The sequence below is a fragment of the Amycolatopsis sp. NPDC102522 genome (assembly GCF_055584485.1).
On record NZ_JBVJLY010000027.1, the window covers coordinates 86,790 to 100,992 of the forward strand.

General features: G+C 68.7%; 15 protein-coding genes. 3 read left to right on the forward strand and 12 right to left on the reverse strand.

The window, feature by feature from the left end; genetic code table 11:
* The first annotated feature begins 52 nt into the window (after positions 1-52).
* Complete coding sequence (locus tag ACZ6YV_RS38740; RefSeq protein WP_465514370.1) at positions 53-961, forward strand: oxidoreductase; 909 nt, start codon at positions 53-55, stop codon at positions 959-961.
* 7 nt (positions 962-968) lie between these two features.
* On the opposite strand, the gene ACZ6YV_RS38745 is transcribed toward ACZ6YV_RS38740, so the two are convergent.
* Positions 969-1,520 (reverse strand): PadR family transcriptional regulator, encoded by a 552-nt coding sequence (locus tag ACZ6YV_RS38745; RefSeq protein WP_378242074.1) that lies wholly within the window; start codon positions 1,518-1,520, stop codon positions 969-971.
* A 46-nt stretch (positions 1,521-1,566) separates the two neighbouring features.
* On the opposite strand from ACZ6YV_RS38745, the gene ACZ6YV_RS38750 reads away from it, so the two are divergent.
* Entirely contained in the window at positions 1,567-2,139 is a 573-nt protein-coding gene (locus tag ACZ6YV_RS38750; RefSeq protein ID WP_465514371.1) for a peptide deformylase, read from the forward strand.
* Between the two features lie 5 nt (positions 2,140-2,144).
* On the opposite strand, the gene ACZ6YV_RS38755 is transcribed toward ACZ6YV_RS38750, so the two are convergent.
* Positions 2,145-2,723 (reverse strand): hypothetical protein, encoded by a 579-nt coding sequence (locus tag ACZ6YV_RS38755; RefSeq protein WP_465514372.1) that lies wholly within the window; start codon positions 2,721-2,723, stop codon positions 2,145-2,147.
* 46 nt (positions 2,724-2,769) lie between these two features.
* Here ACZ6YV_RS38755 and ACZ6YV_RS38760 point away from each other — a divergent pair, with 46 nt between their 5' ends.
* Positions 2,770-3,153 carry a winged helix-turn-helix transcriptional regulator gene (locus tag ACZ6YV_RS38760; RefSeq protein WP_378242071.1) on the forward strand — a complete coding sequence of 128 codons (384 nt, stop codon included), beginning with the start codon at positions 2,770-2,772 and terminating at the stop codon, positions 3,151-3,153.
* Here the strand turns inward: ACZ6YV_RS38760 and ACZ6YV_RS38765 are convergent, their stop codons facing one another.
* The 10 genes from ACZ6YV_RS38765 to ACZ6YV_RS38810 all read right to left on the reverse strand — a co-directional run bounded on the left by ACZ6YV_RS38765 (position 3,154) and on the right by ACZ6YV_RS38810 (position 14,192).
* Positions 3,154-4,230 (reverse strand): 3-deoxy-7-phosphoheptulonate synthase, encoded by a 1,077-nt coding sequence (locus tag ACZ6YV_RS38765; protein WP_465514373.1) that lies wholly within the window; start codon positions 4,228-4,230, stop codon positions 3,154-3,156.
* Between the two features lie 219 nt (positions 4,231-4,449).
* Positions 4,450-5,247, reverse strand: a complete 798-nt coding sequence (gene dpgD, locus ACZ6YV_RS38770) for an enoyl-CoA-hydratase DpgD (protein ID WP_465514374.1) — start codon at positions 5,245-5,247, stop codon at positions 4,450-4,452.
* Positions 5,244-6,470, reverse strand: a complete 1,227-nt coding sequence (gene dpgC / locus ACZ6YV_RS38775; RefSeq protein ID WP_465514375.1) for a (3,5-dihydroxyphenyl)acetyl-CoA 1,2-dioxygenase DpgC — start codon at positions 6,468-6,470, stop codon at positions 5,244-5,246. Before dpgC ends, dpgD begins: the two co-directional genes overlap by 4 nt.
* The gene (dpgB, locus tag ACZ6YV_RS38780) at positions 6,467-7,096 is read right to left on the reverse strand and encodes an enoyl-CoA-hydratase DpgB (protein WP_465514376.1); all 630 of its coding nucleotides are present in this window, start codon (positions 7,094-7,096) and stop codon (positions 6,467-6,469) included. Before dpgB ends, dpgC begins: the two co-directional genes overlap by 4 nt.
* A 26-nt stretch (positions 7,097-7,122) precedes the next feature.
* Complete coding sequence (dpgA, locus tag ACZ6YV_RS38785; protein ID WP_465514377.1) at positions 7,123-8,223, reverse strand: 3,5-dihydroxyphenylacetyl-CoA synthase DpgA; 1,101 nt, start codon at positions 8,221-8,223, stop codon at positions 7,123-7,125.
* A 273-nt stretch (positions 8,224-8,496) separates the two neighbouring features.
* Complete coding sequence (locus ACZ6YV_RS38790) at positions 8,497-9,114, reverse strand: dTDP-4-dehydrorhamnose 3,5-epimerase family protein (RefSeq protein ID WP_465514378.1); 618 nt, start codon at positions 9,112-9,114, stop codon at positions 8,497-8,499.
* 23 nt (positions 9,115-9,137) lie between these two features.
* Positions 9,138-10,247 carry a DegT/DnrJ/EryC1/StrS family aminotransferase gene (locus ACZ6YV_RS38795; protein ID WP_465514379.1) on the reverse strand — a complete coding sequence of 370 codons (1,110 nt, stop codon included), beginning with the start codon at positions 10,245-10,247 and terminating at the stop codon, positions 9,138-9,140.
* Positions 10,244-11,215, reverse strand: a complete 972-nt coding sequence (locus ACZ6YV_RS38800; protein WP_465514399.1) for an NAD-dependent epimerase/dehydratase family protein — start codon at positions 11,213-11,215, stop codon at positions 10,244-10,246. Before ACZ6YV_RS38800 ends, ACZ6YV_RS38795 begins: the two co-directional genes overlap by 4 nt.
* A gap of 1 nt (position 11,216) precedes the next feature.
* A complete protein-coding gene (locus ACZ6YV_RS38805) occupies positions 11,217-12,623 on the reverse strand; it encodes an NDP-hexose 2,3-dehydratase family protein (RefSeq protein ID WP_465514380.1) in 1,407 nt (468 codons plus the stop codon).
* Positions 12,624-12,842: 219 nt separating this feature from the next.
* The gene (locus ACZ6YV_RS38810; RefSeq protein WP_465514381.1) at positions 12,843-14,192 is read right to left on the reverse strand and encodes a cation:proton antiporter; all 1,350 of its coding nucleotides are present in this window, start codon (positions 14,190-14,192) and stop codon (positions 12,843-12,845) included.
* Between the last annotated feature and the right edge of the window lie 11 nt (positions 14,193-14,203).

The following is a 14,203-nucleotide window of genomic DNA, read 5'->3' on the forward strand; positions in this document are numbered from 1 at the left end:
AGGTTGTTGCCATTTCCTGACTTCGGGCAGGCCCGTCACGACGCTGGTGGCCATGACGAACCTTCACGACCACGCCCCCACCGCGGGCACATGGCGGCTCGGCGACCGCACCGTCAACCGCGTCGGCCTCGGCGCGATGCGGCTGACCGGGATGCCGTGGGACGAGAAACCCCGGAGCCGCGAGGACGCGATCACCGTCCTGCGCCGCGCGATCGAACTCGGCGTCAACCACATCGACACCGCTTCCTTCTACTTCACTCCCAGGCGCTCGGCGAACGAGCTGATCAGCACCGCGCTCCAGCCCTACCCCGAAGACCTCGTGCTCACCACGAAGGTCGGCGCGGGCCGGTCCCGCGACGGCGAGTTCTCCTTCGCGCGCCCCGACCAGCTCCGCGGCCAGGTCGAAGAGAACATCCGGCAGCTCGGCCTCGACCACCTCGACGTCGTCAACCTGCGCTGGGGCGCCGGGATGGGCAAGGAACCCGGTTCGGTGGCCGAGCATTTCGGTGCGCTCGCGGACCTGCGCGAGGCGGGCCTGATCCGCCATCTCGGCATCTCCAACATCGCGCCGGACCAGCTGCTCGAAGCGAAGGCGATCGCGCCGGTGGTCTGCGTGCAGAACCGCTACGGCCTGACCGACCGGCAGGACGACACCCTGGTCGACCTGTGCGCCGAGCACGGCATCGCGTTCGTGCCCTTCTTCGCGGTCACGACCTCGGTCCCCGGCCTCCAGCCGGACGACGGCGCCGTTCCGGGCCTGGCCGAGGTCGCGAAGGTCGCCGCGGCGCACGACGCGACCCCGGCCCAGATCCGGCTCGCCTGGACACTGCACCGCGGCGAGCACGTCCTCGCCATCCCCGGGACCGGCAGCCCCGCGCACCTGGAGGAGAACGTCGCGGCGGGCGGTCTCCGGTTGAGCGAAGACGAGCTGGCCCTGCTCGACGCCATCGCGCGCGGCTAGCGGGCTCTCAGCCCCCGTCCACTTCGGACAGCTTGTCCAACCGCGCGAGCACCAGCTCGTGCCACTTCAGCTCCGCTTCGATCCGCAGCCGCGCGTGCTCCACCACGAGGTCGTCGGCGACGGACTGGTCGGGCCACCTCCGTTCGCCCAGGTGACCGAACTGGGTCGCCTGGGCGGTCAACGCGGCGAGCCGGTCTTCGAGATAGCCCCGCAGCATCTCGCGATCGAGATCCCCGCTGACGACCAGCGCGAGGTCCACCGGATCGGGTTTGAGGACCACTTCGGCGAAAGCCTCGTCCCGCAGAGCGCGAAGCTCGCGGTGCCCCTCGGCCGTGATCGAGTAGACGGTTCGCGCCGGGAGCGCGCCGAGCTGCTCGGTCCGCACCGGCTCGATCAGCTTCTCGCCTTCGAGCCGGTGCAACGCCCCGTAGAGCGAACCCGGTTTGACCTGCGACCACAGATCGGTGCGATCCATCCGCGCCTCGCGGCGGAGCTGGTGGCCGTGCATGGGGCCGCGTTTGGCGAGCGCGCCGAGGATGAACAGTCGGGTCGGGTTCACCTCACCAGTACAACACGAGTACTCGCTTTTGAGTACTCTTCTTCGCATGACCATCCGACCCATCCTCATCCGCGGCGAGCCCGCGCTGGCCACGGCGGCGGTCCCCGTGACCGAGTTCGACGACGACCTCGCCCGGCTGATCGAGGATCTGTACGAGACCAACACCGCCGCCAACGGCGCGGGTCTGGCGGCCAACCAGATCGGGGATCCCCGAAGCGTGTTCATCTACGACTGCCCGGATGACACCGGGACCCGGCACCGGGGGCACGTCGTCAATCCGGTCCTGCGGACCTCCGAGATCCCCGAGACCATGCCGCATCCGGACGACGACCTCGAAGGATGCCTTTCCGTGCCCGGCGAGCTCTTCCCGACCGGCCGCGCGCGCTGGGCGGCCGTCGACGGCGTCGACGAACACGGCGAACCGAGCACGGTCGAGGGAACCGGGTACTTCGCCCGCTGTCTCCAGCACGAAACCGATCACCTGGCCGGGAAGCTCTACCTCGACCGCCTGGTCGGCAGGCACGCGCGCGGCGCCAAGCGGATGCTCAAGCGGAACGGCTGGACCGGGCCGGGACACACCTGGCTGCCCGGCGAGGTCCCGGACCCGTTCGGCCACTGATCAGGTCACCGGCGGATCCGGCGGTCCACGGCGATCCAGTTCGTCTCCCAGGTCGTCCCGCCGTCGGCCGAGAACGCCTGCTCGAACCTCGCCTCGTCCGGACCGGGCCGGAAGATCAGGAACCGCACCTTGATCGGCCGGTCGCCGAGCCTGTCGTCGCCCCGGAACTCGCCGACGCCGTCGCGGAACCCGCCGTAGACCGCCGGGGTGAGCAGGCCGTCGCGGATGTTGACGAAGGTCAGGCTCCACCTCCCCGCCTGCGGCTCGTACAGCCGCAGGTTGAGCGCTTCGATCCGCCCGCTCGGCCCCGAGACCTCGAACTCGAGGGCGTTCGCCCGCCGGTCCATGAGCGGGCGCACGGTGCTGGTGCCCGCGAACTGGAGCCACTGGTCCGCGGACTCCGAAAGCGGCTCGGCGAGGACCCGCACCGTGGAGCGCCACGTGCCGATCTCCCATTCGAAGGCTCGCGCGCCATCGGTGTCCGCGGACGCGGGCGCGGGCGAGGCGTCGCCCGACGCCGCCGTCGCGATCAGCATGAGGGCCGCGAGGCCCATGGTCAGGATTCGTCTGTATGACACGGTCATGGTCCGACTATCGGAGCGGAGAACGGCCATGGACAAGAAGGCACCTGTGGGTAACCTTTCGCGCCCCAACCCGCTGCCCGGCTGCCCGATGGCCGCGGCGTTCGCCGCGATCGGCGGGAAATGGAAACTGACCCTGCTGTACTGGCTGGCCCACGGCGAGTCCCATTTCGCCGGACTTCGCCGCCGGGGCGCGCCGATCACCCCCAAGGTGCTGGCCGAGCAGCTGCGCGAACTCGAGGCCGACGGACTCGTCGAACGCGTGGTGACCGGGCCGGTCCCGGCACGCGTGATCTACCGGCTCACCCCTTACGGGACAACGGTTCTGCCGGTGGTCGAAGGAGTCCGGGTCTGGGGTGAGGAGCATCTTCGGCGCACCCTCGGCGAGGCCGCACCGAACCCGGCGATGGGCTGCGCCGACGCGATCGGCTAGTCATTTGCCGCCGGCTCGGCGGGCGGCGGTCGCCGTGGCGAGCGACTGGAGGACTTCGTTGGTGGCGGCGATGTCGATGCAGGCGTCCGTGATGGACTGACCGTAGGTGAGCGGCCGGTCGGGGTGGAGGTCCTGGCGGCCCGCCTGGAGGTTGGATTCGAGCATCACACCGACGATGCCGCGCTGGCCGTTCTTGATCTGCCCGGCGATCCGGTCGGCGACGACGGCCTGCCGGAGATGGTCCTTGCGGCTGTTGTCGTGACTCGCGTCGATCACGACCCGGCGGGGCAGGCCGGCGTTCTGCAGCGTGGTGAGCGCCGCGCGGACGGACGCGGGGTCGTGGTTCGGCGCGGTGTTGCCGCCGCGCAGGACGAGGTGGCAGTCGGGATTGCCGACGGTGTGCAGGATCGCGGGTAGCCCGCTGGGGTCGACGCCGGGGACGACGTGCCGGGCCTCGGCGGCGCGGATCGCGTCGACAGCGACGGTGACGTCGCCGTCGCGGCGGTTCTTGAAGCCGACGGGCATGGACAGGCCGCTGGCCAGCATGCGGTGGTTCTGGCTTTCCACCGTGCGGGCGCCGATCGCGCCCCAGGAAACGGTGTCGGCGAGATACGCCGGGATGGTGGTGTCCAGCCATTCGCACGCGGCGGGCAGGCCACCTTCGGCGAGTTCGAGGAGGAGGTCGCGGGCGATGCGCAGGCCGCGGTTGACGTCGCCGGTGCCGTCGAGATGCGGGTCGTTGATGAGCCCTTTCCAGCCGCCGACGGTGCGGGGCTTTTCGAAGTACACCCGCATGACGATGAGGAGGTCGTTGACGAACCGGCCGGCGAGCGCGGCGAGGCGATCGGCGTATTCGAGGGCCGCGGCGGGATCGTGGATGGAACAGGGCCCGGCGATCACGAGCAGCCTGTCGTCCGTGCCGTCGAGAACGCGGAGGACGGATTCCCGGCCCTGCCGCACCGTGTCCGCCGCGGTGGCGCCGATCGGCAGTTCGTGGTGCAGCAGGGCGGGGGTGACCAGCGGGACCATCCGGTCGATGCGCTGGTTGTCGAGATCGACCGCGGTGATGGTTGTCATCACAGATATCCAGGGTTTCTGCCGGCACCGGGTGCGGGGAAAGCCGGGATTTCCCGGCCCGGCCGGCGGTCTCGGATGAACGAAGGAACAAAGCCCGGCATTACTCGTGGCGAGGAGATTTTCCGGTGATTTCTCTTACTCCGGAATCTCCCACCATCCTTCACTCAAGACAATGGGAAAAGCCCTGTCCAACTCCGCTGTAACTCGCCGTGCGGAATTCTATCGTCCGGTCCAGATCGGATCCCTTTTCTCCGCGAAGGCGCGGGCACCCTCGCTCGCGTCCGCACTCCGCCGACGTCGTTCTTCCCAAGGATACGAAGCCGTGAAAGCCTCTTCGAGCGGGAGGTCGAGTGAGCGCAGCGCGGCTTCCTTGATCGCGCGGACCGAAAGCGGCGCGGCACGCACGAGGCTGTCCGTCCATTCGGCGACACACCGGTCCAGCTCGTCACGCGGGACGACTTCGTTCACCAGCCCGTGGTGCAGTGCCGTCGCCGCGTCCATTCTGCGCCCGGTCAGCAGATAGCCCATCGCCACCTTCTGCGGAAGCTGCCGCGGCAGCCGGAAAACGCCGCCCGCCCCGGCGATCAGGCCGAGCCGGACCTCCGGCAGCGCGAAGACAGCCTCCTCCGAGGCGATGACGAGGTCGCAGGCGAGTGCCAGTTCGAAGCCGCCGCCGAGCGCGTAACCGTGCACCCGGGCGACCACCGGTTTCGACAGCGTGAACCGGTCGGTCAGCCGGGGATGACCGGGCTGACCGCCGCTGCCGAACGTCGAGGCTTCCACGCCGGAGTCGGTCAGCCGCGCGCGTTCCTTGAGGTCCTGCCCGACGGAGAACGCGCGCTCCCCCGCCCCGGTCAGGACCACCGCCCGGACGTCGTCGTCGGCTTCGACGTCGTCCCAGATCCCGGCGAGTTCGGTGTGCATCCGCCGGTCCATCGCGTTCAGCACGTCGGGCCGGTCCATCGTCACGTAGGCGACGTGGTCCTTTTTCTCGTACCGCACCCGGGTTTCGCTCATCGCGCTCCCACCGCGAAGCCGCCGACCTTGCCGATCACGTCCGCGCCGTAGATGCGCAACGCCTGCTGCAGCGCGAATTCGGCCATATAGCGGCGGAATTCCTCCGGCGGTTCCTCGGCCAGGTTCAGCATGCGCCGGTTGGCCACCACGGCTTCCCCGTCGAGACGGGCCAGCGCGCTGTCGATCGCCGCGTCCATCTCCTCCGGCGCGACGACCTCGTCGACGAGCGACCGGGCGTCCGGCTCGTCGGCCTGGATCCGGCGGCCGCCGAGGATCACCTGCCGGGCCACCCGCGGCCCGGCGATCCGCGAAAGCCGGAAATTGGATGCCCCGGGGATGATCCCCTCCTTCGCCGCGGGCAGGCTGAGGTACGCGTCGGACGCCGCCAGCACGTGGTCGAAGACCAGGAGGAGCTGAGTCCCGCCGCCGATGGCGAAGGAGTCGACGGCCGCCATCCACGGCTTTTCGGTCGACCGAGAATGCCACGAGCCGCCGGTGAGCAAGCCTCGGAAGATCTTCTGGAGGTAGCCGAGTTCCCGCCGCAGCAGGAAATCGACGAGCGGGATGTCGCCAGAGCTGAGCTTCTTGAGGTTGATCCCCGCGCAGAACACCCGGCGCCCCCGGTAGCGGGGATGGCTCATCACCCCGCCCCGCACCAGTCCTGTTCGGACGGACGGGTCCAGCAGCGCCAGATCGACCGCGGTCTCCATGTCGTCGACCTGCTGGGCGTCCTCGGCGTTCAGGCAGTCGTCGCGGCACAGCGTCAGGTGCGCGACGCCGTCACGGCGTTCCAGCCGGACGGCTTCCATCTGCACGACGCCGGTCTCGACGAAGCCGGGCAGCAGTTTCAGCGCCCGGGGAGTGGGCTGGAGCATGGCGTCGAGCAGATGCGGGCCGGCTTGCGGGGAACGCAGGATCCCGCGCAGGAAGATGCCCTGGTCGATCTCGCGCCCTTCCTTCTCCGCCTGCGGCCGCGAACGCTCGGCCGCCATCTGCTCTTCCGAAGGCACGAGACCGGGATAGGCGAGGGCCGCGGCCCGGACGAGTTCTTCGATACGCAGGTACCGCGTCCGGCCGCCGGTGAGTTCGTCGTAGATCTCTTCGGCGTGTGCCTCGACGAAGTCCGTGCGCAGCGCGCGGATGTCGTCGTCGACCCGGTGCGCCTCCCCCGCCAGGGCCCGAAGATCGAGCCCTGGCGAGAGAACCGGGTGATCCGTTGTCACGACTTGGCTTCCCGCCGCAGCGCGCGGTCCGCCGCGGCCAGGTGGGAACCGAGTGCCTCCTCGAAGGTGGTCGAGCCCGCTTCGAAGATCAGCTGCCGCCGGATCGCCGTCTCGGCTCCGTCCGTGACCTCGGCCAGCTCTGCCAGCGTTTTCGCCGGGTCGGCGGACACCTCGTCGATCAGGTCGAGCGCGAGCGCGCGATCGGTCTCGATCGGGGTCCCGAGCAGCACGGCCCGCCGGATGCCCGCCGCGCCCGCCTGCTGGGTGAGCCGGTAGACGGTCATCCCCGGCCAGGCGCCGCCGCCCGCCCAGGCCAGCCGCAACCGGGTCCCCGGCTCGGCGATCCGGACGTCGGCGGCGAGGAGGAGATCCAAGGCCGTCCCGGCGCATTCGCCCGACGCCACCGCGACTGTGAGCCTGCCGAGCCGCTCGAACCGGCGCACGGCCCGCTCCCATTTGGAGACCAGGCCGACAGCCAGCCCCTTCGCCCAGTCGGCGGGCGGGGCGCCCGTGACGTGGATGACGACCGGACCCGAGTCCCGCCTGTCCTCGGCACGATCGCAGAGGGCGTCGATCTCCTCGACAGCCGCGGCGGAAAGCGGCCGGGCACCCTCGAAACGCGGCACCGGTTCGCCATTGAATTCGTTACGCGTCACCATTGGATAAGCGCCATTTCGATAGTGGAGCCAGGCCCCATGGTCATGAGCACGCCGTAGTCCCCCGGCCGGGCGGCGTCTTCGTCGGCGAGCCGCTCGTAGGAGAAGAGGAAGGAGCCGCTGGAAAGGTTCCCGTAGTCGCGGAGCACACCGGTGGTGTGGCGGACGTCGTACCGGCTCAGGCCGAGGTTGACGACGACGGCGTCGACCACCTTCTTCCCGCCGGAATGCACCAGCCAGTGCCCGATGTCGCTGCGGCGCAGCCCCGTGCCGGACAGCAGCCTGTCGAGCACGATTTCGGCGTGGGCGCCGACCACGTAAGGGATCTGCGGGTCGAGGAAGAAACTGAACCGGTCCTGGTCACGGTCCCAGTCGTAGCGCATCGCGTCGACCGCGTCGGTGATGATGTAGCTCGCGAACTTCAGGACCCGGGGGCCGGGCACGCGCCCGTCGCCGGAGATGACGGCCAGCGCGGCGGAGCCGTCGCCGAAAAGACTGTTGACCACCGCGGTCCGCATCGTGCCGTCCAGCGCGTAAGCGGCGGAACAGGCCTCGCTGCAGAGGACGACGCCGAGCTCGCCCGGATGCGCCGCGGACCAGCCCGAGACCACGTTGAGCGCGTTCAGGCCGGCGTTGCACCCCATGCCGACGATGTCCGAACGGCTGCAATGCGGGTCGATACCCAGTTCGCGGATGATCAAGGCGCTCAGACCCGGGGTCAGGAACCCGGTCGAGGTGACACAGCACAGGTGACGCAGATCCGAAAGCGTCGCTCCCGCCGACTTCAGGCACGCTTCGAGCGCGCGGCAGCCCATGTCGACGGCGATCTTCTTGTGCTTGTCGAGCAGATCACCCTGCGGTTCCGCCGCGCGGGTGCCGCCGGGACCCTCCGGCGGCAGGGTGAGGAAACGCCGGTCGATCGCGCTGTTGAGGAAGATCGAGCGGATCTTCGGATCCTCGATGTCGAGGATTTCGAGGAGTTCGGTCTGCGAGTAGGACGACGCGGAAACCGCTGTCCCCACGCCGGCGAACCTGGTGATCTCGGTGAGTCCGGAAAAGACGGAAAGATCCTGGGCTGATTCGGCGAGGGCAGTCATCGATACATCCATCCCCATGTTCTCAACTTGCTTCGGAGTAGCTGCTTGAACCGCGCAGCGGACATCGATCGCACCTTTCTCTGAGTCGGGTGGACAATGAGGAAATTAAGCTCGGCGGATCACGGCGGTCAACGTCGTCCAACGTCGCCTGGCCGGTGGGTTCCGGCGCCCAGGTGCGCCCAATGTGGCATTGGGGACACTCAACGTCCCCAATGCCACATTGGGCGCACACCTCAACGACGTGACACGTTTGCCTTACTCCTCAAAGAGAACTCAGGTCGAGATCGGGACTTCGGACAACCGCCGGTCAAGCTCCACGCAAGTGGCATAATCCGGCAACAATCCCCTCCGCTCCGCCTCGGCAAGCGTGACGGCCACCTGGTCCCGATCGGACAGGATCGGCTCGACACCCGGATCAAGAGGCAGGCCGAGCGCCGGATCCAGAACCGAAAGGGCCAGTTCGTTCTCCGCCACATACGACGTGGAAAGCAGGTACCACATGACGGTGTCGTCTTCGAGCGCCACGAACGCGTGCCCGACGCCCACGGGGAAGTACATCGCCCGGTGGTGCTGCTGGTCCAGCACGACCGCGTCCCACCGGCCGAACGTCGGCGAGCCGACCCGGATGTCGACCACGATGTCCAAGGCCTTGCCGTTCGCGCAGTAGACGTACTTCGCGGTCCCCGGCGGCGTCGTGGTGTAGTGGACGCCTCGCACCACGCCGCGTTTGGACTTGCTGTGATTCGTCTGCGCCACCCGGAAGAGCGGGCTGCCGTGGGCCTCGGCGAAGGCCTCTTCCTGGAGCGGCGAGACGAACAGGCCCCGATCGTCGGGGAAGACCCGTGGGGTGAACTCGATCGCGCCCTCGACAGCGAGTTTGCGTGCTTGCACAACTGCTCCTGTGGTCGGGATTATCAGAGGCTGGACAACACTTCGCGGACCGCGTGGATGACCTTGTCCTGCAGGTCGGGGGAAAGCGCGGGGTACATCGGCAGCGAGAAGATCTCGGTCGCCAGCTTCTCGGTGACCGGCAGCGAACCCTTCTCGTAGCCGAGGTGGGCGAACCCGGTCATGGTGTGCACCGGCCACGGGTAGCTGATGTTCAGGTGGATGTCGTACGCCTTGAGCCGTTCGAGGATCTCGTCGCGCCGCGGGTGCCGCACCACGTACACGTAGTACACGTGTTCATTGCCGGGAGCGGTCCGCGGGAGCTTCAGTTCGGTGTCGCCGAGTTCCTGCACGTAGCGCTCGGCGATGGCCCGGCGGCCCGCCGTGTACGTGTCGAGCCGCTTGAGCTTGCGCCGCAGGATCTCCGCCTGGACCTCGTCGAGACGGCTGTTGTGGGCGGGCGTCTCCACCGTGTAGTAGCGCTCTTCCATCCCGTAGTACCGCAGCCGCCGCAGCCGTCGCTCCACGGCTTCGTCGGAGGTGATGGCCGCGCCACCGTCGCCGTACGCGCCGAGCACCTTGGTGGGATAGAAGGAGAACGCGGCCGCGTCGCCTGTGGTACCCGCGATGGTCCCGTTCTGCCGGGCCCCGTGCGCCTGGGCGCAATCCTCCAAAAGGGACAGTCCGTGCTTCGCGGCGAGCGCCTTCAGGGGGGCCATGTCCACGCACTGGCCGTACAGGTGCACGGGCAGCAGGCATTTGGTGCGCTCGGTGATCGCGGCCTCGACCTGAGCGGTGTCCATCAGGAAGTCTTCTTCGCGGACGTCGACGAAGACCGGGGTGGCACCGGTGCCGTCGATGGCGACCACGGTCGGGGCGGCGGTGTTGGACACGGTGATCACCTCGTCGCCCGGGCCGACGCCCAGCGCCTGCAGGGCGAGTTTGATCGCGTTCGTCCCGTTGTCGAGACCGACGCAGTGCCCGACCCCGTGGTAGGCGGCGAATTCCGACTCGAAACCGCGCAGGCTCGCGCCGAGCACGAGCTGGCCCGAGTTGAAGACCGTCTCGACCGCGTCCAGCAGGTCGTGCCGCTCCGCCCCGTATTCGGCCAGGTAGTCCCATACACGCGTGGTCATGTGCGAACCTTTCCGTGAACTGATGACGTCAAAGCGGCGACGGTGCGGCGCACTCCCTCGGACAGCGAGATCTCCGGGCGCCAGCCGGTGATCGCCCGAAAAGGCGTCGAATCGATGGTGAGGCTTCGGAAATCCGTCTCGGGCGCGTGCGACGGCGGTTCCACACAGGTCACTTCCACCGGGCTCTTCCCGGTGTGTTCGGACATCTCCTTCGCCACGAGGCGGAAGACCTCGCCCAGCCGGTCACCCCGGCCGGCACCGATCAGCCAATGCCCGCCCGCCAGGAGATCCGGATGTTCCAGTGCCGCGGTGAACGCGGCCGCGACGTCGTCGACGTGGACCAAGTCGCGGCGCACCGTGCCGTCGCCCCAGATGGTGAGCGGCAGGCCTTCGAGCGCCCGCCGCGCCATGGCGGACACCACCCCGCGGTCGTGGTTCGCGCCTTCGGTCGCTGTCTCGCCGAAGACCGTCGGCAGCCGCAGGCTGATCCCGCGCACCCGGCCGTCGGCCGTGGCCTTCTTGAGAAGCTGTTCCGCTTCGAGCTTTTGCACGTCGTAGGGAGTCGCCGGATGGTCGGGCTCGGTCCCGTCGAGCGGTTCCCTCGGCGGCACACCGACCTGCGAGGTGGAACCGCCGAACACGACCACCGGGGGTGGCCCGCCGCCGTCGCCGACGATCTCGACGAGGTCCCGGAGCACTCCCACGTTCACGCGTTCGGCGTCTTCGGCCGCCCGCCAGCCGCCTTCCCCCAGCAGCAGGTACACGACAGCGTCCGAGCCCGCGACCGCGGCGGCGAGCGCGGCGCGGTCGGTGAGGTCGGCGGCGACGACGGTGGTCTCGGCTTGGCCGGTCGGGGGCGTGACTCGCCTGCGCACCACCGCTCGCAACCGGATCGGCTGCCGCGCCAGCGCGCGCGTGACGGCCGAGCCGACGAAACCCGACGCGCCGAGGACGGTGATCGTCTTCACCTCACGCACCTCCCCGAGGCTGCGCTGTCGCGGCGTTGAGGCAGGCGAGCAGCGTGCGGGCCTCGACGTTGACGTAGTGCCCGTGCCGGGTGAGCGCGGTGAGCTGGGCAGGGGTGACCCAGGCGTAGCCGGGCGGCGGCTCGACCGTGTCGTCCGCCTCGATCACGAGATAACGGGCCCGGACACTGAGAAAGCGGCCGCCTTCTTCGGAATGTATTGCCTCGTAACGGATCCGCGATCGCGGGGCGCCGAGAACGCTGTCGAGGAAGGGTGGACGGTTCTCCGCGGGCAGATGCAGGTAGTTCTGGGGAGTGCACTGGACTGTCGGCGCCAGCTCGACGGTGTCCAGGAAACCGCCGTCCGCGCGGGCATGGACCAGCACGTGCGGCACGCCGCCGATCTCGCGCAGGAGGAAGGCGATGAGGCCCATCCCGACGGATTCGACCAGTGGCTGGGTCCAGGTGACCTTCTCGCGGTTACTGCCTTTCACAGCGACCGCGAGGACCTTGAAGTAGCGGCCGTCCTCGTGCTCGATCTCCTCGACGCCTTGCTTCCAACCGCGCACGTCCCGGAGCGGGATGCGGCCGGCGCGCACGTCGTGGCGTGAACGTTCGTTCGTGAACCACGAAAGGAGCTGGACGTCGGAGAACAGCGCGCCGGGAGCCTTGTCGTGGTACGGCAGGCACGACAGCACGCTCCTGGCGTTCATGTTGATCGTCTCGTCCTCGTGCATCAGCTCCGCGATCTGGCCGAGGGTGAGCCAGCAGAAGTCGTCCCACATCGGCACGTCGTCCACGGTCTCGACGATCATGTTGCGATTGGACTTCTGGAGGAACCACGATCCTTGCTCCGCCTGGAGAACGTCGACGATGACCCGCTCGGGGTCGGGCGGGGCGAAGTATTCGATCAGTTTGACGTTCGTGCCGCCGTGCGCCTTCGTGTAGTTGCTGCGGGTGGCCTGCACGGTCGGCGAAAGCTGCACCAGGTTGGGGTTCCCCGGCTCCATCTTGGCCTGCATCAGGAAATGCAGGACACCGTCGAACTCCTTGCCCAGGATGCCGAGGATGCCCACTTCCGGCTGTTTGATGACCGGCTGCTGCCACTCGCGGTAGGGGCCGTCGCCGTGCGGGCCGTCGGCCTCGACGACGTGCAGGCCCTCGATGGTGAAGAACCGGCCGCTCCGGTGCACGAGATTGCCTGTGACGGCCTCGAATCCCCACTGGTCGAGGTCCGCGAAAGGGATGCGCTCGACGTGGAAGACGCTGGCCGCACGGCGTTCGGTGATCCAGGCGCGGACGTCCTCGGTCCGCAGGTGCGCGCCTTCGGTGGTCGCGGCGGACAAGGCGATGCGGTCCGCGTGGTCACGGGCGTCACGGGGGCGCACCAGTGTCGAAGGACTCCTTGTCATGGCCGTCTATCCCCTTTGCGTGCCAACGAAATTCGTTCCCTTCGCGCCGCGCCCTGACAGAAAGGTAGCTTCGGTCCGGCGGAGCGGTCCAGATCGTCCAATCCCCTCTACCGGGGGCGGAGCGGTGTCGCGAAAGCCACTTTCAGGACATCAGACGTCGCGAAAGTGGCTTTCGCGACGCTCGAAGCCGCGGGTGAAGCGTCAGCGAGAACATCACGCCTAGAGCGGCTGTTCCTGCCCGCTCTTCGCCGGTTGCGAAGTCCACGCCCGGTGTTCGGTCTCCCGCACTTCCTCTTCGGCGGTCTGTTCCAGCCGCTTCATCGCGAACCGCAGGATCGGTGGCGCCATCAGCGAAGTGACGATCGCGACGAGGATGATGATCGTGTAGATCTCGACGCTGAGGATGCCCAGCCGCAGCCCCACCATGGCCACCACGATCTCGATGACGCCCCGCGCGTTCAGTCCCGCGCCGAGCGCCAGCCCTTCCCATTTGTTCAGGCCGCTGAGCCGCGCTCCGGCGTACGCGCCGACGAACTTGCCGATGATGGCCAGGGCGAGCACGGCCAGCCCGGTGAGCAGCACCTGCGGACGGATCAGCGCGGTGAGGTCCATCCGCAACCCGGCCGTGGCGAAGAAGATCGGCGCGAAGACCGACAGGACGACAGTGCGCAGAGGCGCGAGTTTGGCGGGATCGACCTTGCCCGCGGTGCTGATCAGGATGCCGCAGACGAAAGCGCCGAAGATCGCTTCCAGACCGAGGGCCTGCGTCCCGGCCGAAGCCAGGAGTATCAGGACGACGGCGGCGGCGACGGTGAGCCCGGGACCGTCGGATTTGGCGGCGGTGTGCAACACGCCCCGGACCAGTGGCCTGCCGAAGGCGAGCGCGAAGACGATGACAGCGGCCAGGTACGCGAGCGAGAGGAGCACGGCGCCGGCCGACACCGCGGTGACAGCCATCGCACTGACGATGGACAGCATGAACCAGCCGAAGGCGTCTTCGATCGCACCGGCGGCGAGCGTGAGCTGCCCGACGTTGCGGTGCAGCAGCTTCATGTCCATCAGGGTCTTGGCGATGACCGGGATGGCGCTGACGCACAACGCCACACCGAGGAACAGCGCGAAGACGGTGGTGTCCGTGCCGTCGGGAACCAGCATCTTGGGCAGGACGTAACCCGCGCCGATGCCCAGTCCGAGCGGAACGATCAGGCCGCCGAGCCCGACCCCCGCGGCGGCGGCGCGCCGACGGCGCAGCAGGCCCATGTCCATCTGCATGCCGGTGAAACCGACCAGCAGGATGACACCGATCTGGCCGACGGCGTCGAGAAGGTGGTACTGCTCGGCGACGGCGGGGAAGAGCCAGCCGTGCAGCCCCGGTGCGGCCCAGGCCAGCAGCGACGGACCGAGGATCACCCCGACGACCAGTTCGCCGACCACGGCGGGCATCCCGAACCGGGCGGCCAGCCGTCCGAACACGACGGCGAGCAGCAGCAGCAAACCGACCTGCAGCAAGAAGATCAGGAGACTGTGGGCGGCGATCGGGGCGACCGGCGCCGGAAGCGAGAGAAGCACTTTCCTCCTTA